Origin of the sequence: Streptomyces sp. NBC_01471, assembly GCF_041438865.1 — a bacterium.
In the GTDB taxonomy this organism is placed as follows: domain Bacteria; phylum Actinomycetota; class Actinomycetes; order Streptomycetales; family Streptomycetaceae; genus Streptomyces.
Genome location: NZ_CP109450.1, coordinates 5,473,700 through 5,491,106, shown reverse-complemented (window position 1 = coordinate 5,491,106; position 17,407 = coordinate 5,473,700). Strand labels below are relative to the sequence as shown.

Below are 17,407 nucleotides of genomic sequence, written 5' to 3'. Positions count from 1 at the left end.
GACTCTTTCGGTCTGTGCCTACAGCCGTTTCTGGCTGTCGTGCTTCTTACCGGCGCGCTTCTCGCCGGCGTGTTTCTCGCTGTCCTGCTTCTGGCTGTCGTGCTTCTCGTACGCGTCGACGATACGGCCGACGAGCTTGTGCCGGACGACATCCTCGGTGGTGAGCCGGGAGAAGTGCACGTCGTCGATGCCCTCCAGGATGTCCTGCACCTGCCGCAGCCCGCTCTTGGTGCCGCTCGGCAGGTCGACCTGGGTGACGTCACCGGTGACGACGATCTTCGAGTCGAAGCCGAGCCGGGTGAGGAACATCTTCATCTGCTCGGCGCTGGTGTTCTGCGCCTCGTCGAGGATGATGAAGGCGTCATTGAGGGTGTTGTGCGTCAGCAGATGGTCCTGGGTGACGTACAGCGAGTCCTCGGCCGCGACCTGGATACAGACCGTCTCTTCGCGGCCCGCCGGCTCGATGCTGTCGATGAAACGCATCGGGCGGCCACCGCCACCGGCCGCGTGGTACTTGTCGCGCTTGCGGGTGAGACGGAAGGGCTCGATGTCTTCGGGGAGCCGGATGTCGATGACATGGGCATCACCGCAGTAGGGGACTTCGCGGCCATTGGCCCGTCCCGGCTTCCTGCCCGCGGCGGCCCTGCGGCGCGTGTAGGCGACACCTCCCAGCGACTGGACCAGGGCAATGACATCGTCCCGGAGCAGGATCGACGTGGTGGTGTACTGGACGCGGCACGTCCTGTCGGCCTGCGTCACAAGGCCCCCGTCCGAGTCCAGCAGTCCCTGGAGCAGGGCCAGCCGGACCTCAGCGGAGTTGTACTGGTATTCGTCGGGGACGAATTTCGTACCTGACCTGGAGCCGAGCAGGTCGAGGGCACGGAGCGCCCCGGTGACCGGGTCCTCCAGGGTGACGACGTCGCCCGGGGCCTTCACCCGGTTCAGGGTGTGGTTCACCCGGTCCGTCCCGCGCACCCGCACACCCGGCAGCGCTGTCTCCAGGGCAACGGCCAGTTCGGGATCGGCGGTCGCGAAGGAGGGCGTGGTGGACCCGGTCAGGCACCCGTCGCCCAGCAGCAGACCCAGTGCGTACGGGTCCATGGGGACCGCACGCCCGGGAAAACTGACGGGCGCCGTCAGCATCGGCAGCTCGTACCGCCGCGCGTGTGCGGCACGGAGGTTGCCGATCATGTCCTGGGTCTCCAGGACCCGCCAGGGCTTGTCCCGGCGGCGGTCGGAGGCCGTGCGGACCGTCCACAGGTGCTCACCGCAGCAGAGCGTCCAGGCACCGTCCTGAGCCGTGACACGGTAGATGTCCTTCTCGCCCTGCGGATAGACACCGAGAACCGGGGTCGGTTCGCCGTTCGACCCGGTAACCAGGTCACCGACGCGAAGGTCACCGATGGGACGCCAGCCGTCCGGTGTCAGGACCTTGGTGAAGACCGGCTGCGCCCGCCCCCGCATATAAGCCAGCGGCGCCACCTCGATCGTCCCCGCCGCCATCAGCCGGGGAATCGAATCCGGGTCCAGCATGTCGTGCAGCGCGTCGTACAGCGGGCGCAGATAGGGGTCGATCTTGTCGAAGAGGGTGCCGGGGAGGAAGCCGAGCCGCTCCCCCGCCTCGACGGCGGGGCGGGTCAGGATGATCCGGCTGACCTGCTTGGACTGCAGGGCCTGGACCGCCTTGGCCATCGCGAGGTAGGTCTTGCCGGTGCCCGCGGGGCCGATGCCGAAGACGATGGTGTTCTTGTCGATGGCGTCGACGTAGCGCTTCTGGTTGAGCGTCTTGGGGCGGATCGTGCGGCCGCGGCTGGACAGGATGTTCTGCGTGAGGACCTCGGCGGGGGTCTCGCCTCCCGGCTCGCCCTCGCCGTTCTCGCTGGCCCGGAGCATGGCGATCGAGCGTTCCACAGCGTCCTCCGTCATCGGCTGCCCGGTGCGGAGCACCAGCATCATCTCGTCGAACAGGCGCTGGATCAGGGCGACATCGGCCGCCGCTCCCGTGGCACTGATCTCATTGCCCCGGACATGGATGTCGGCCGCCGGGAACGCCGTTTCGATCACGCGCAGCAGCGAGTCGCCCGATCCGAGCAGCATCACCATGGGGTGTGCGGCCGGAATCGTGATGTGGGCACGCGCCTGCGGCTGTGTAGGTGTCTGAGTCATGGGCCGGCCCTCGGGCCTGCGCATACCTCCCGTTGCAGGGTTCTCGCTGCTCGACAACCTCTGGACCACCAAGCCTACGACGCCGCACCGACAACGCCACGGCTTTTAGGCCGGTCTCACGGTGCGCGGAAGCCGATCGTCGGCACGGCCCGGCGCAGCGGCCAGGACCGGGCCGCCGCGGGCAGCAGTTCCTCCAGGAAGGCGTACCGGCGCAGTGCGGCCGGGTCCTGGCCCTCGCAGGTCCGCACCCGCTGCCACCAGGCGGCGACCTCGGCCCAGCCGGGCGCCGAGAGCGAGCCGCCGAACTCCTGGACCGAGAGGGCCGCCGTGAGCCCCGCGAAGGCCAGCCGGTCGGCGAGCGGCCAGCCCGCCAGTGTCCCGGTGACGAAGCCCGCGACGAAGACGTCGCCCGCCCCCGTCGGGTCGAGCGCCTCGACCGCGATGGCGGGCACCGACGCGGACTCGCCGGTCGATCCGTCGACGGCGTACGCGCCCTCGGCGCCCAGCGTGACGACGGCCAGCGGGACCTTCTCGGCGAGGGCGTGGGCCGCGGCGCGCGGGCAGTCGGTGCGGGTGTAGCGCATCGCCTCCTCGGCGTTGGGCAGGAAGGCCTCGCAGTGCTCCAGGTCGGCGAGGCCCGCAAGGTCCCAGCGTCCGGTCTCGTCCCAGCCGACGTCGGCGAAGACCTTCGTGCCGCGGTCCGCGGCGTGCGGCACCCACTCCTCGCGGCTGCCGGGCCCCAACGAGGCGATGGCGGCCCGGGCGCGCGGCGGGCAGTTGGGGTAGCTGGACGACGGCGGGGGTGCCTCGTGGCCGTGCGAGACCATGGTGCGCTCGCCCTCGTACGCCATGGAGACGGTGACCGGGGAGTGCCAGCCGGGCACGGTGTGTGAACGCGACAGATCGATCTGCTCGCCCTGCTCCAGGGCGTCCCAGCAGTACTCGCCGTAGTGGTCGTCGCCGAAGGCCGCGGCGAGCGAGGTGTGCAGTCCGAGCCGGGCCAGCGCGGTGGCCATGTTGGCCACCCCGCCGGGGCTCGAACCCATGCCGCGCGCCCAGGACTCGGTGCCGCGCACCGGTGCGCTGTCGAGGCCGGTGAAGATGATGTCCAGGAAGACCGTGCCGGTGAGGAAGACGTCGCAGGCGGGATCCTGGGGGGCGCGCAGCCCGTCCAGCGGGTCGAGTTTCTTGTTGTCGTGGACCACCCTGCGCTCCCCGGTTGCCGTGCGATCAGGCCAGTCTGCCCGAAACGGTGCCCGGCACACCGCTACCAGCGGGGCAGAGCCGGGCTGGTCCAGTTCTCGTACCCGTCGGCCTTGCGCATCGCGGCGGCGTCGTCGCGGTCACGCATCGTGCCGTCGTCGTCGAGCCAGCGGCGGTGGAGTGCGGCGAGCCGGTCGCGGTCGAGGGTGACGCCGAGGCCGGGGGCGTCGCCGACCGGGAGGCGGCCGTCGCGGAAGACATGGCGGGTGGTGATCACGTCGTCGGTCTGCCACGGGTAGTGGCTGTCGCAGGCGTAGTCCAGGTTGGGCACGGTGGCCGCGACATGGGTCATCGCGGCGAGGCTGATGCCCAGGTGGGTGTTGGAGTGCATGGAGAGCCCGACGCCGAACGTGCGGCAGATCGCGGCCAGTTCGCGGGTGGCGCGCAGTCCGCCCCAGTAGTGGTGGTCGGAGAGGACGACCTGGACGGCGTCCGTGCGGAACGCCTCGCGGATCTCGGGCAGCGTCGTCACGCACATGTTGGTGGCGAGCGGGACGCGGGTGCCCGCGGAGACCTCCGCCATGTCCGCGGTACCGGCGGCCGGGTCCTCCAGGTATTCGAGCACGTCGGCGAGTTCGGCGGCGACCTCCAGTGAAGTGCCCGGTGTCCAGCCGCCGTTGGGGTCGAGCCGCAGCGGGTGGCCGGGGAACGCCTCGGCGAGTGCGCGGACCGCGGCGATCTCCTCGGCCGGCGGGAAGACCCCGCCCTTGAGCTTGAAGGAGGTGAAGCCGTAGTCGTCGGCGAAGCGCCGCGCCTGCGCGACGATGCCGGCCGGGTCGACGGCCTCGCCCCAGGTGTCGGTCTCCCCCGCGCCGCCGGGGTGTGCCGCCCAGCGGTAGAAGAGGTACGCGCTGTACTCGACGGTGTCGCGCACCTTGCCGCCGAGGAGGGCGTGCACCGGCAGGCCGCGGATCTTGCCCAGGGCGTCCAGGCAGGCGACCTCGAACGCCGAGTAGACGGAGAGCCGCAGCTTGTCGGCGGTCTGCACACCGCGCAGCCCGCCCCCGTCGACGGCCCCCGCCACCTGCGCCCGGTCGACGCCCACCTGCTGGGCGAGGGCGGCGATGGTGTTGAGGTCGTACAGGGCGTGGCCGGGCAGCAGGTCGGCGTAGGGGCGGGCGATGTCGAGGTACCGGGTGTCGCCGTAGGTCTCGCCGACGCCGGTGACGCCGTCCTCGGTGACGATCTCGACGATGAGGCGCGGGGTGTACGGCTGGTGCACGCCGTGCACGTTGAGCAGCGGCGGATCCGAGATGAGCACGGGGGTGAGCCGGACTTCGGCGATCGTCGTGCTCTGCGGCGTCGGCCCGGTCGCGCGCGGGGTCATCGGGTGGCTCCTGCGAGGTCGAGTCCGGTGGTCAGCAGGGCGTCCAGGACCGCGAGGTCCTCGGGGCCCGGGTCGGTCAGGGGTGCGCGTACCGGTCCGACCCGGTGTCCGCGCAGCCGGGCGGCGGCCTTGATCAGGGAGACGGCGTAGCCGGGGACGCGGTCGCGCAGCTCGACCAGCGGGACGTAGAAGCCGCGCAGGAGTGCGTCCAGCCGGGCCCGGTCGTCGGTGCGCAGGGCCGTGAAGAAGGCTCCGGCGATCTCGGGGGCGAAGGCGTGGACGGCGGAGGAGTAGGCGGGGACGCCCACGGTGGCGTAGGCGCGGGCCTGGATCTCGGCGGTGGAGGCGCCGTTGAAGAAGAGGAAGCCGTCCGGGGCGGCGAGGGTGAGCCGCTGGAGCCGGTCGAGGTCGCTGTGGCCGTCCTTGAGCCCGATGACGCCGGGGATGGCGGCGATGCGGCGCAGCGACGCGGCGGTGAAGACGACCTGGCCGCGCTGGTAGGCGATGAGGGGCAGCCGGGTGCGGGCGGCGATCTGCTCCAGCTGGGCGACGAGTCCGTCCTGCGGGGCCGCCACGAGGTAGTGCGGGAGGACGAGCGCCGCGTCGGCGCCGGCCTCCTCGGCGATCCGGGCGAATCGGCCGGCCTGCGCCCAGCCGTATCCGATGCCTGCGACGACGGGTGTCCGCCCGGCGGCCGCTTCGACGGTGGCGGTGACGACCCTGCGGTACTCGTCCTCGTCCAGCGAGAAGAACTCGCCGGTGCCGCAGGCGGGGAAGACCGCGCCGGGGGCGGCGGCCAGCTGGGTCTCCAGATGGGCCCGGCAGGCGTCGGTGTCGAGCTCACCGCCGTCGGTGAAGGGGGTCAGCGGGAACGAGAGGACCCCGCGGGCCATGCCCTCCCGGAGCCGCGCCACCGTCCCGGCCGCCTCCGCCGTCGTCGTGCCGGTCCCCGTACGCATCATGTCTCCGTATGTAGATGGTGTCCATGCATGGAAATGGACCCTAGATACATGAACGAGGGGCGTCAAGGGTGCCGACCGGCCCCACGCAGCCGCCCGCGTCACGGGATCTAGGCTCTGGGCATGCCGGAGACCGGAGGCGTACGCGAGGTGAAGTCGGCGGGCCGCACCGTCGAGCTGCTGGAGGTGCTCGCCGCACGCGGTGACCGGCCCGCCCGGCTGCGGGAACTCGCCGATGAGCTCGGGGTGCCCCGCAGCTCCATGTACGCCCTGCTGCAGACCCTGACCGACCGCGGCTGGGTCCGTACCGACGCGACGGGATCGCTGTACGGCATCGGCATCCGCGCCCTGCTCACCGGCACCAGCTACCTCGACACGGATGCCCGGGTGCGAGCGGTGAAGCCGTATCTGGACGAGGCGTCCGCCGCCCTGGGCGAGACCGTCCACCTGGGGCGGCTCGACCGCGGTGACGTCGTCTATCTCGCCACCCGCGAGTCGCACGAGTATCCGCGCACCCTCAACCGTGTCGGCCGCAGGCTGCCCGCCCACGTCAGCGCACTGGGGAAGGCGCTGCTCGCCGAGCGGGACACCGGCGGGCTGCCCGCCGGTGAGCTGGAGCGGTTCACCGCGAACACGCTGACCGACCGGGCCGCCCTCGCGGCCGATCTGGCCCTGGTGCGCGAGCGGGGCTACGCGGTCGACCGCGAGGAGGGCGTCACCGGCATCGTCGGCTTCGGCTTCGCGCTGCGGTACGACACGCCCGCCGTGGACGCCGTCAGCTGCTCGGTCCCGGCGACCCGGCTGACCGCCGGGCACGAGCGCCGGATCGTCGCGACGATGCGCGAGGTACGGGCGGAGATCGAGGCCGCGGCACACACGCCGTCCGGCGCACCCGACTGGATCTGAGTAAAGAAACAGGCTCTTTGTCCGTGCCTGCGTGACTATAAACCGAAAGTGCTATAGATCACATAGTGGCAGCTTTTCGTTGACGCAGCGTGGCTGATCCGGATCGGCCCCGCGCTCCTGTCAACGACACGACGCCCACTCCCCCCACTCTTCTGCCTGCTCACAGGCATGTCTCTGTCAGGAACTCCCCCGTGTCTTCGCGCGCACGCGCCACATGGCCCCTCATTGCCATGTTCACCGCTGGTTACCTCGCCTCGTACCTTCTCCCGACCATCGTCGGACGCCTCGGCTCCGGTCTCGGTCTCTCTCCTGCCGAAGCCGGCGTCGCCGGCTCGGCCCTCCTCCTCTGCTCGGCGGGCGCCGGTCTCGTACTGGCCTCGCACGTCGAGCGCATCGGCCCGCAGCGGGTCGCCCGCACCGGGCTGTTCCTCGCCCTCGCCGGATACGGCGCGGCCGCCGCCACCGCGTACCTCCCGCTCGTCATCGCGGGAGCCGCCATCGGCGGCGTGGGTTCCGGTACGGCGACGGCGGTGGCCGCAGGCGGTATCGCCGGCCTGCCCGACCCCCACCGGGCATCGGCCACCGGACTGCTCACGGTGTCGGCGACCGCCGGCGCGCTCTACCTCGTCCTGCCCCATCTCGGCGGCGGACACCGGGCGCCGTTCGCCGCCATCGCGCTGGTCGCCGCCCTCGTCTGGCCCGCGACCCGGCGGCTCGGCCGGGCCCGCGACCGGCCACCCGCCACCGGGGCCGGCCGCGGCCGGATCCCCCATCTGCGCTCGGGCTCGGTCCTGGCCGGTGCGATGGTCTGCTGGGCGATGGCCCAGAACTCCCTCTGGGGCGTCAGCAGCCGGATCGGCCAGGAACAGGCAGGGCTGTCCGAAGTGGCCGTCGGCGCCATCTTCGCGGGGTCGCTCGGCGCCGGCCTGATCGGTGTCGCCGGAGCCGGGGCGCTCGGCTCGCGGCTCGGCAGAGCACTGCCGATCGGCGGCGGCACGGTCATCATCTCGGCCTGTATCGCGCTGAGTTCATCGGCGCACGGCTTCTTCTCGTTCGCGTCGGGCGAGATCCTCTGGAACACCTTCTACCCGGTGGTCCTGTCGTATCTGATCGGTCTGGCCGCCTCGATGGACCCGCGTGGCCGCTGGGCCGTCCTGGTCGGCTCGGCATCGTCGATCGGCGTGGCCTGCGGGCCGGTCGCGGGCAGCCTGCTCTCCGCCCGGACCGGATTCCCGCTGATGGGGGCGGTGCTGTGCGCACTGCTCCTGCTGCTCGCGGTCCCGCTGACCGGGGTCGCGCTGCACACGTCGGGCCGTCTGGCGCTGCCCGGTTCGGTACGCCGCAGAAGCGGCGCACCCGCAGCGGGCGTCGCGGGCGATCCCGGCGCGGAGGCGGCCACCGTGCCCCAGAGTGGCGCACCCGGACTCACCGTCACCGAGATCGCCCTGGACCCGCCACCGCGCCGCAAGTACTGGCTCGCCGGGGGCATTCAGCCCAGATCGAGGTCCGCGTCGAAGTCGTACGCGTCGACCTCGGCCAAGTAGCGCGCCCTGCGCTCCTCGTCGTGGTCCAGGAAGGAGGCGAGGAAGGAGTTGCGGGCCAGTGTCCGCAACTCCTCGTGCCCGAGGCCGAGCGCCTCGTGCACGGCGTGGAAGGTGTCGCCGGCGTAACCCCCGAAGTACGCGGGGTCGTCGGAGTTGACGGTGCAGAGCAGCCCGGCTGCCATCATCTGCGGCAGCGGGTGCTGCTCCAGGGTGTCCACGGCCCGCAGCCGTACGTTCGACAGCGGGCAGAGGGTCAGCGGCACCCGGTCCCTGACCAGCCGCTCCACCAGCTCCGGGTCCTCCATCGAGCGCAGCCCGTGGTCGATCCGCTCCACCCCGAGGACGTCCAGGGCCTCACGCACATAGGCGGCGGGGCCCTCCTCACCCGCGTGCGCGACCTTGCGCAGTCCCAGTTCCCCGGCCGCCGCGTACACCTCACGGAACTTCGACGGCGGGTGCCCGACCTCGGCCGAGTCGAGGCCGACCGCCGCGATCCGGTGCAGATGGGGCTTGGCCGCCTCCAGCGTCCGGATCGCCGAGTCGGCCGACTCGTCGCGCAGGAAGCACATGATGAGCTGCGTGGAGATGCCGTGCCGCTCCTCGCTGCGCCCGAGCGCCCGGGAGATGCCCTCGATGACGGTGCCGATCGGCACACCGCGCGCGGAGTGCGCCTGCGGGTCGAAGAAGATCTCCGCGTGGCGCACGCCCTGCCCGGCGGCGCGCGCGAGGTAGGCATCGGTGAGCTCTTCGAAGTCCTCCTCGGTGCGCAGCACCGCCATCAGCCCGTAGTACAGGTCGAGGAACGACTGAAGGTCACTGAAGAGGTATGCCTTGCGCAGCGCTTCGGTGTCCGCGTACGGAAGCTCGATGCCGTTGCGCGCGGCGAGCGCGAAGGCCAGTTCGGGTTCGAGGGTGCCTTCGATGTGGAGGTGGAGTTCGGCCTTGGGGAGGTGGCGCATCGGGGGTCTCGCTCAGTTCGGTGGTGTGGGTGGGATGTGGGGGCTGGGGGCGGCGGTCAGGTGGTGGTGTGCCGGGTGGGGACCGGCACCCGCATCAGGTCGTCGGCGACGGTGAGTTCACCGTCGAAGCCCGCGGCGCGCGCCTGTCTGCCGAATTCCGCGGGATCGGGGTACCGCTGCGAGAAGTGCGTCAGGACGAGGTGCCGTACGCCCGCGTCGCGTGCGATCCGGCCCGCCTGTCCGGCCGTCAGATGGCCGTGGTCGGCGGCCAGCCGGGCGTCCTCGTCGAGGAAGGTCGACTCGATGGCCAGCAGGTCGCAGCCGTCCGCGAGGCGGTGGACCCCGTCGCAGAGCCGGGTGTCCATGACGAAGGCGAACCGCTGGCCCCGCCGTACTTCACTGACCTGGTCGAGGGTGACCCCGTCGAGCACGCCCTCCCGCTGGAGGCGTCCGATGCCGGGGCCGGACACACCGTGCTCGGCGAGCTTCGCGGGGAGCATCCGGCGCCCGTCGGGTTCGGTCAGCCGGTAGCCGTACGACTCGACGGGGTGCGAGAGCCTGACCGCCTCCAGCTCGTACGCGGATGTCCGCGCCAGGACTCCGCCGTCGCCGGTGGCCGGGGCCTGCGCCAGGCTGACGGATTCGCGGTAGGCGGTGGAGTACCGCAGCCGGTCGAAGAAGTGCTGCCCGCTCGCCGGGTAGTGCGCGGTGACCGGGTGCGGGACCTGGTCCAGGTTGATCCGCTGGATCACCCCGGCCAGGCCCAGCGAGTGGTCCCCGTGGAAGTGCGTGACGCAGATCCGGTCGATGTCGTGCGCGGCCACCCCGGCGTGCAGCATCTGCCGCTGGGTGCCCTCACCGGGGTCGAACAGGATGCCCTGCCCGTCCCAGCGCAGCAGATAGCCGTTGTGGTTGCGGCGCCGGGTGGGGACCTGGCTGGCGGTGCCGAGCACCACGAGTTCTCGTACGGACAACGGAACTATCCGGGCGGCCAGTTGAGTCCGCGGCCGCCCAGGACGTGTGCGTGCGCGTGGAAGACGGTCTGGCCGGCGCCCGACCCGGTGTTGAAGACGATCCGGTACCCGGTCCGGTCGACCTGCTCCTCGGCGGCGACCACGGCCGCCTCGCGCAGCACGTCAGCGGCGATCTGCGGTTCGGCCGCCGCGAGGGAGGCCGCGTCCGGGTAGTGCACCTTGGGGATCACCAGGACGTGCGTGGGTGCCTGCGGGTTTATGTCACGGAAGGCGACCGTGGTGTCTGTCTCGCGGACGACGGTCGCCGGAATGTCCCCCGAGACGATCTTGCAGAACAGGCAGTCGGTCTGCGGCTCTCCCGCCATGCGCTCACTCCTCGGTCGTGGCCGGTCGATGATGATCGTGTACGCCGCCATGCTAGCCGGGGGCGGCCGGCGGACCCGTGCTCCGCCCCCGGTGCACGCCCCCGCCCCGTCGCGGGCGGGGGCGTGGCCGTCAGCCCGGCAGGCCCGGTGGGGTCTTCGCCGGGGTCTCCTCCAGTGCGGCGAGCGCGATCCTGATCGCCTCGTCCAGCTGCGGGTCCCGCCCCGCCGCGTGGTCCTGCGGCGCCTGGACCACCTCGACGTCCGGGTCGACCCCGTGGTTCTCCACGCCCCAGCCGTAACCCTCCAGCCAGAAGGCGTACTTGGGCTGCGTCACCAGTGTGCCGTCGACCAGCCGGTACCTGCTGTCGATGCCGACGACGCCGCCCCAGGTACGGGTGCCCACGACGGGCCCGATCCCCAGTGCCTTGATCGCCGCGTTCACGATGTCGCCGTCCGAGCCGGAGAACTCGTTGGCGACGGCCACCACCGGACCGCGCGGGGCGTCCTGCGGGTAGCTGGAGGGCCGCATGCCCCGCGGGAGGTCCCAGCCCACGATGCGGCGGGCCAGCTTCTCCACCACCAGCTGCGAGGTGTGGCCACCGCGGTTCTCCCGTACGTCGACGACCAGGCCCTCCCTGGCCACCTCGACCCGCAGGTCGCGGTGGAGCTGCGCCCAGCCCGAGCCGATCATGTCGGGGACATGGAGATAGCCGAGACGGCCGCCGGACCGCTCGTGGACGTAGCTCCGGCGGTCGGCGACCCACGCGTGGTAGCGCAGCGCCTCCTCGTCACCGGTCGGTACGACCACGACATGGCGGGGGTCGCCGCCGTCCGCGGGCGAGACGGTGAGTTCGACGGGCTTGCCCGCCGAGCCGGTGAGCAGCGGCGCGGGGCCGGTGAGCGGATCGACCGCCTGGCCGTCGACGGCCAGGACGGTGTCACCCGCGCGGACGGCGACGCCCGGCGCGGCGAGCGGCGAGCGCGCCGCGGGGTCGGAGGTCTCCGAGGGCAGGACCCGGTCGATGCGCCAACTGCCCTCTTCGGTACGGGAGATGTCGGCGCCCAGCAGCCCCTGCCGGGTGGTGTCGTCGCGCCAGCCGCCCGGCGGTGTCACATAGGCGTGCGAGGTGCCCAGCTCGCCCTGCACCTCCCAGAGCAGGTCGACCAGGTCGTCGTGGGTGGCGACCCGGGCGAGCACCGGCCGGTAGCGGTCCAGGACCCCGTCCCAGTCGACGCCGGACATGTCGGGGCGCCAGAAGTTGTCCCGCATGATGCGTCCGGCCTCGTCGTACATCTGCCGCCACTCGGCGGCCGGGTCGAGGGTCCGGCGGATGCGGGACAGGTCGACGGAGACGTTGCGGTCGCTGTCCTCGTCCGCGTCGGGCTTGGCCACCCGGCTGTCCGAGGGGACGACGCGCAGCTTGCCGTCCGTGTGCAGCACGAGCCGCTTTCCGTCGCCGCTGACCTCGAAGTGGTCGACGTCCGGGGCGATTTCCTCGTCGCGCAGCTTCTCCAGGTCGTACCGCTCCAGGACGGTGTGCGGCCAGGGTGCGTCGGGGGTGGCCCTGGTCGTGCCGAGGACCCCGCGCAGCGGGTGGCGCAGCCAGAGCAGTCCGTCCCTGGCGGCGCGCAGCGTCGAGTAGCTGCCGGCCTCGACGGGCAGCGGCACGATCCGGTCGGCGAGACCTTCGAGGTCGATCCGGGTCACGGGCAGCGCGGTGGGTGCGTCGTGTTCGTCGGCGTCCTTGTCCTTCTCGGTCGCGCGGCCGTGCCGCTGCGGCCCGAACGGGGACGGTGTGGTCGCGGCGAGGGTCAGCAGGTGCGGACGGCAGCTGCCGATGAACGCCAGGTCGAAGACGTGTGCGTCGTAGATCGGGTCGAAGGCGCGCTCGGAGAGGAAGGCGAGGTGTTTGCCGTCGGTGGTGAAGGCCGGGTCGAAGTCCCGGAAGCGCAGCGGGGTCGCCTCGGACACGGAGAGGTCGGCGAGGTGCGCGAGCTTGAGCTGGCGCAGCGGCTCGGGGCCGGGGTGCGACCAGGCCAGCCAGGCGGAGTCGGGCGAGAAGACCAGGCCCGAGACGTCGCCGTCCGCACTGCGGTCCACCTCGTGCACATCGCCGGACTCGCGCTCGACGACCAGCACCCGCCCGTCGTGCGCGGCGACGGCGAACCGGCTGCCGTCCGGCGCCGCGGCGAGCCCGAGCACCCGCCCGATGCGCCCCTGGGCGATGCGGCGCGGGGCCGCGGCCGGGGCGGCGCCGGTCGCGGGCGCGCACTCCAGGGCGTCCTCGCCCTCCGCGTCGGTGACCCAGACGACCTGCTCGGCGCCGTCGGCCCGGAAGGTGCGGGGCAGCCTCGCCCGGACGCCCGGCTCGGCGGCCAGCGCACGGACCGGGCCCTCGCGGTGGGTGACCCAGTGCACGGCGCCACGCGACTCGACGGCGCTGCCGCGGCCGGTACGGTCCGGGGAGGCCGCGCCGATGTGGTGCCCGGCGCGCACGGAGTGGGGCTGGAGGTCGGCGCGCTGGCCGCCGAGGCGGACGTCGATCCGGCGGGGCTCAGCGCCTTCCAGGTCGTCGACGATCCACAGTTCACCGGCCGCCATGCAGACGACCCGGGTGCCGTCGGTGGTGGCCTGGCGCGCGTAGAACCCGTCGGCCGCGGTGTGCCTGCGCAGCTCCGTGCCGTCCGGGAGCGAGGAGTAGAGCGCGCCGACGCCTTCGTGGTCGGAGAGGAACGCCACCCGGTCGCCCACCCACAGCGGGCACTCGATGTTCCCGTCGAGGCCGGCGTGGAGCCGTACGAAGTCGCCGCCGGTCTCACCGGTCCACAGCTTGCCCGCGGTGCCGCCCCGGTACCGCTTCCAGCTGGCGGCCTCGCGGCCCATCGTCGCCGAGAGGAGCAGCACCCGCCCGTCCGGCCCGTACGCGAGGGAGCCGACCGGCCCGTACGGCAGGGTCCGTGCCGGGCCGCCGTCGACCGGGACGGCCCGCGCCCAGCTGCGCCGCAGCGAGACCTGGCCGTGGGTGCTGATGGCGAGCACCTCGCCGTCCGGGGTCCAGCCCCGGACGGACGTCCGTGCGTCGCCCCAGTACGTCAGACGCCTGGAGGGGCCGCCGTCGGCCGGGGCGAGATGCACTTCGGGCGCCCCGTCCCTGGTGGAGGTCCAGGCGACCCAGCGGCCGTCGGGCGATATCCGGGGATGGTTGACGGGGCTGTTGTCGGCGCTGACACGCCAGGCACGGCCACCGTCGAGCGGGGCCATCCAGACGTCGTCCTCTGCGGTGAAGGCGATCAGATCGCCCTGGACATGCGGAAACCGGAGATAGGAAGGCTGCGTCACAAGGATCACCCTAGGGCGTCGCCCAGCCCGGCGAGCCTGAGTTGTCCGTACTCCCTGTGCGCCAGCGGCAGCCGGTACGTCCCGTCGCTCCGGGCGAGCACCACCGACGAGCTCACCAGCGACGCGAGCGAGGATCCGTCGGGAAAGACCGTACGGACCTGCTCGGCGGTGAAGTCACCGGTGAACGCCGACAGCCGCGCCCAGAGCAGCCGTTCGGCCCTGCTGCACAGCTCGTGGCTCCACTCGACGGCCTCCAGCAGCGTGCGGTGCCTGGCCGGGTCGCCGGGTCCTTCGGTGAGGACGGTGAACCGCCCGCCGGGCGCGCGGAGTGCGCCGTACAGCTGCTGGGCGGTCATCTGCCGCAGGCTCCGGGCGGCGAGCACGGTGGAGAGCGGATCGCCGTCGAGCTCGCCGGCCAGGCGCCCGGCCCAGTAGTCGGGCAGCTCGACACCGTATGCGGCGGCGTGCTCCTGGAGCAGCCCGGCGGTCCGTTCGCGGGGCAGCGGCGCGACCTCCACCAGGTGTTCGCCCGGTACGTCGAGCGGTTTGCGGCTGGTGGTCAGGATCCGGAGCGCGGGACAGGTGTCGTGCAGCCTGCCGACGAGATAGGCGCAGCCCGTCAGCACGTGTTCGCAGGTGTCCAGGACGAGCAGCCCCCGGCTGTGGGCGAACAGGTCGAGCACCGTGCGCACCGGGTCGGAGCCGGGCGGGGGTACGGCGTTCAGCGCGGTGGCCACCATGTACGGGACGAGCGCGGCGTCCGGGCAGCCGGAGAGGTCGACCCAGTACACGGGTGGGCCTGTGGTCTCGCTGAGCCGGGTGGCCAGCCGTGACTTGCCGACGCCGCCGGGGCCGGTGAGGGTCACGAGGCGGGTGACGGCAAGGGCTTCGGCGAGCGCACCGAGCTCCGGCCCGGGAAGGACGTCCGATTCGGGAAGAGCAGCCATGCCCCCACTCTGACCGGCGAAAGCCCGCCACGCGCGGGCCTGGAGAGAAGATCCGTACACCTAAATCCACGGACGGGATACCTAGCCGGGATACCTAAGGGCGCCCCCGGGGGTGGGCTGTCCGGCTCGCTGTCCGGCTCCCGGGCGGGCTGTTGCTCGGCTACTTGCCCGGGTACTGCGTCACGGTGGCGGTCACTGTCACGGTCGCCGTCGGCCGCACGCCGCCGTCGCCGACGTGCCCCGGCGCGGGGATACCGGCGTCCGGGGGCGGGGCCGCGCAGTTGCCCAGCAGTGTGGCGGTGAAGGCCAGTTCACCGCCGACCGTGCTGGTCAGATTGCCCCGTACGCACCGCCCGTCGACGGTCCTGGTGACCCTGCCCTTGACGGTGATGTCCTTCTTGTCCTTGGTCCTGCCCCGGCAGTCGACCTGTGCCACGTCACGCGGGGCGGCGGTGGGCGCGGGTGAGGCGGCCGCGGCGTCGGCCGTGCAGGTCAGCCAGTCGACGCCGACACCGTGGTGATCCAGGGCGCTGGTGGCGGTGCGGTCGGTGGTGTAGGCGACGGACGCCGTGTTCATCCCGTCGACCGGATCGCAGGCCGCGACGCCCGCAACTGCCGTACAGACAGCGCCGACTGCCGCGAGAACCGACCGGTACCGTACGCGCCTCGATACGTGTCTCAATGCGCCCATAAGCGGCAGGGTCCCACTGAAAGGGGCCGATGTGCACTCCTTTCGCGCCCACTTCACTCTCGCGGGTGGCCGGCCGGGCCGGGATCCGGACCGGGGCTGCGGGGCCGCTCAGCCCCAGCGGCCCGTCCGGGCCAGCAGCAGCGCTCCCGCGGCCGTCCCCGCCGTCGAGGTACGCAGCACGCTGCGTCCCAGCCGGTACACCCCGGCCCCGGCCGCCGTGAAGGCCGCGAGCTCGTCCGGCGACACTCCCCCTTCGGGGCCGACGACCAGCACGATCTCGCCCCGCGCGGGGAGTTCGGCCGCGGCCAGTGGCTCGCTGCCGTACTCCTGGTCCTCGTGCAGCACCCCGGCCAGGTCGGCGTCCGCGAGAAGTGCGGCGACCTGCTTGGTGCTCAGCGCGTCGGTGATCTCGGGGAAGCGGGTCCGGCGGGACTGCTTGCCCGACTCGCGTGCCGTACTGCGCCACTTGGCGAGGGACTTGGCGCCACGGTCGCCCCGCCACTGGGTGATGCAGCGCGACGCCTGCCACGGCACGATCACGTCGACGCCGGTCTCCGTCATGGTCTCGACGGCGACCTCACCGCGATCGCCCTTGGGCAGCGCCTGTACGACGGTGATCCGGGGTACGGGCGGCGGATCCTCGGCGCACGTGTCCACCCGGACCTCCAGCCGGTCCTTGCCCTCGGCCGACAGGACCACGCACCGCGCCGAGCGGCCCGCGCCGTCGGTCAGTACGACCTCCTCGCCCGCCCGCAGCCGCTTCACGGACACCGCGTGCCGGCCCTCGGGACCGTCCAGGACGAATCGGGAGCCGGGGGCCGGATCGAAGCCGCGTACCGCGTCGACGACGAAGACCGGCGCGGTCACGACGCGCCGCCTTCGGCCAACGACGCGCGGGCCGCTTCCAGTTCGGCGACCAGCACCTCGACCAGCTGTCCGGCGGGCAGCTCACGGGCGAGGCGGTGGCCCTGGCCGGCCCAGAGCGCCATGCCCTGGGCGTCGCCCACCCCGGCCGCGGCCTTGCGCAGCCCCGCGGTGAGGTGGTGCACCTGCGGATAGGCGGCGGGGGCGTACGGACCGTGCTCGCGCATGAACCGGTTGACGAGACCGCGCGCCGGGCGCCCGCTGAACGCGCGGGTGAGGTCCGTGCGGACGAAGAGCGGGTTGGTCAGGGCCTGCTTGTGCAGCCTGTTCGCCCCGGACTCGGGGCACACCAGGAAGGCCGTACCGAGCTGCGCCGCGTCCGCGCCCGCCGCGAGCACCGCCGCGATCTGCGAGCCGCGCATCATCCCGCCCGCCGCGACGACCGGCAGCTGCACGGTCTCCCGGACCTGGGTGATGAGCGAGAGCACACCGATGCCCGTGCCGTCGTTCTGCGGGTCGTCGCGGTGCGTGCCCTGGTGACCGCCCGCCTCGATGCCCTGCACACAGACCGCGTCGGCGCCGCACCACTGGGCGGCCTGGGCCTCCTCGGCGGTGGTGACGGTGACGATGGTGAAGGTGTCGACCCGGTCGAAGGCGTCGAGCACATCGCGGGAGGGACAGCCGAAGGTGAAGGAGACCACGGGCACCGGGTCGTCGAGCAGGATGGCGAGTTTCGCCTCGTACCCGTCGTCCGAGCTGCCGTGGACGTCGCCGAGGGGCGTCTCGTACCAGGTGGACTCACCGGCGAGCTGGTGGCTGTAGACCTCGATGGCGGCCGGATCGGCGTTCTCGGGCTGCGGCATGAACAGGTTCACACCGAAGGGCAGCGAGGTCAGCCCGCGCAGCTGCTTGATCTCCTCGTACATGCCGTCCGCGGTTTTGTACCCGGCGGCGAGGAACCCGAGACCACCGGCCTCGGAGACGGCTGCGGCGAGCTGCGGGCCCGAAGCACCGCCCGCCATGGGGGCCTGCACGATCGGATATCGGCAGAGATCGGCGAGTGCGGAGGACATGACCGCATCGTGCCACGTCCTCCGCACCG

Annotated in this window: 14 protein-coding genes; 2 read left to right on the top strand and 12 right to left on the bottom strand. The window is 72.4% G+C overall.

The annotated features are described in order from the left end of the window. Positions 1-18: 18 nt before the first annotated feature. From OG285_RS24545 to OG285_RS24530, 4 genes are all read right to left on the bottom strand, one after another. On the bottom strand, positions 19-2,166 hold the full coding sequence (locus OG285_RS24545) for a PhoH family protein (RefSeq protein WP_371792209.1): 2,148 nt from the start codon (positions 2,164-2,166) through the stop codon (positions 19-21). 116 nt (positions 2,167-2,282) lie between these two features. Next, entirely contained in the window at positions 2,283-3,371 is a 1,089-nt protein-coding gene (locus OG285_RS24540; protein WP_356825694.1) for a PfkB family carbohydrate kinase, read from the bottom strand. Between the two features lie 62 nt (positions 3,372-3,433). Continuing rightward, positions 3,434-4,756 carry a glucarate dehydratase family protein gene (locus OG285_RS24535; RefSeq protein WP_356825696.1) on the bottom strand — a complete coding sequence of 441 codons (1,323 nt, stop codon included), beginning with the start codon at positions 4,754-4,756 and terminating at the stop codon, positions 3,434-3,436. Next, entirely contained in the window at positions 4,753-5,715 is a 963-nt protein-coding gene (locus OG285_RS24530) for a 5-dehydro-4-deoxyglucarate dehydratase (RefSeq protein WP_371793602.1), read from the bottom strand. The genes OG285_RS24535 and OG285_RS24530 overlap by 4 nt, the downstream gene beginning before the upstream one ends. A 123-nt stretch (positions 5,716-5,838) precedes the next feature. Here OG285_RS24530 and OG285_RS24525 point away from each other — a divergent pair, with 123 nt between their 5' ends. Together OG285_RS24525 and OG285_RS24520 are read left to right on the top strand one after the other, a co-directional pair. After that, a complete protein-coding gene (locus tag OG285_RS24525; RefSeq protein ID WP_356825700.1) occupies positions 5,839-6,621 on the top strand; it encodes an IclR family transcriptional regulator in 783 nt (260 codons plus the stop codon). Positions 6,622-6,812: 191 nt separating this feature from the next. Then, positions 6,813-8,165 (top strand): MFS transporter, encoded by a 1,353-nt coding sequence (locus OG285_RS24520; RefSeq protein ID WP_356825702.1) that lies wholly within the window; start codon positions 6,813-6,815, stop codon positions 8,163-8,165. Here the strand turns inward: OG285_RS24520 and OG285_RS24515 are convergent. The 8 genes from OG285_RS24515 to OG285_RS24480 all read right to left on the bottom strand — a co-directional run bounded on the left by OG285_RS24515 (position 8,111) and on the right by OG285_RS24480 (position 17,378). Then, the gene (locus OG285_RS24515; protein WP_371792208.1) at positions 8,111-9,124 is read right to left on the bottom strand and encodes an adenosine deaminase; all 1,014 of its coding nucleotides are present in this window, start codon (positions 9,122-9,124) and stop codon (positions 8,111-8,113) included. The genes OG285_RS24520 and OG285_RS24515 overlap by 55 nt on opposite strands. Before the next feature lie 56 nt (positions 9,125-9,180). Beyond that, positions 9,181-10,098 (bottom strand): ribonuclease Z, encoded by a 918-nt coding sequence (locus OG285_RS24510; protein ID WP_371792207.1) that lies wholly within the window; start codon positions 10,096-10,098, stop codon positions 9,181-9,183. A 5-nt stretch (positions 10,099-10,103) separates the two neighbouring features. Further along, complete coding sequence (locus OG285_RS24505) at positions 10,104-10,463, bottom strand: histidine triad nucleotide-binding protein (RefSeq protein ID WP_356825708.1); 360 nt, start codon at positions 10,461-10,463, stop codon at positions 10,104-10,106. Positions 10,464-10,593: 130 nt separating this feature from the next. Continuing rightward, positions 10,594-13,803 carry a S41 family peptidase gene (locus OG285_RS24500; RefSeq protein ID WP_371792206.1) on the bottom strand — a complete coding sequence of 1,070 codons (3,210 nt, stop codon included), beginning with the start codon at positions 13,801-13,803 and terminating at the stop codon, positions 10,594-10,596. A 5-nt stretch (positions 13,804-13,808) separates the two neighbouring features. Next, positions 13,809-14,750 carry a hypothetical protein gene (locus OG285_RS24495; protein WP_356825712.1) on the bottom strand — a complete coding sequence of 314 codons (942 nt, stop codon included), beginning with the start codon at positions 14,748-14,750 and terminating at the stop codon, positions 13,809-13,811. A gap of 160 nt (positions 14,751-14,910) precedes the next feature. Next, positions 14,911-15,327: a hypothetical protein gene (locus OG285_RS24490; RefSeq protein ID WP_356825714.1), complete on the bottom strand. Its 417-nt coding sequence runs from the start codon at positions 15,325-15,327 to the stop codon at positions 14,911-14,913. A gap of 222 nt (positions 15,328-15,549) precedes the next feature. Next, positions 15,550-16,308 carry a 16S rRNA (uracil(1498)-N(3))-methyltransferase gene (locus OG285_RS24485; protein WP_356825716.1) on the bottom strand — a complete coding sequence of 253 codons (759 nt, stop codon included), beginning with the start codon at positions 16,306-16,308 and terminating at the stop codon, positions 15,550-15,552. Further along, a complete protein-coding gene (locus tag OG285_RS24480; protein WP_356825718.1) occupies positions 16,305-17,378 on the bottom strand; it encodes a nitronate monooxygenase in 1,074 nt (357 codons plus the stop codon). Before OG285_RS24480 ends, OG285_RS24485 begins: the two co-directional genes overlap by 4 nt. Between the last annotated feature and the right edge of the window lie 29 nt (positions 17,379-17,407).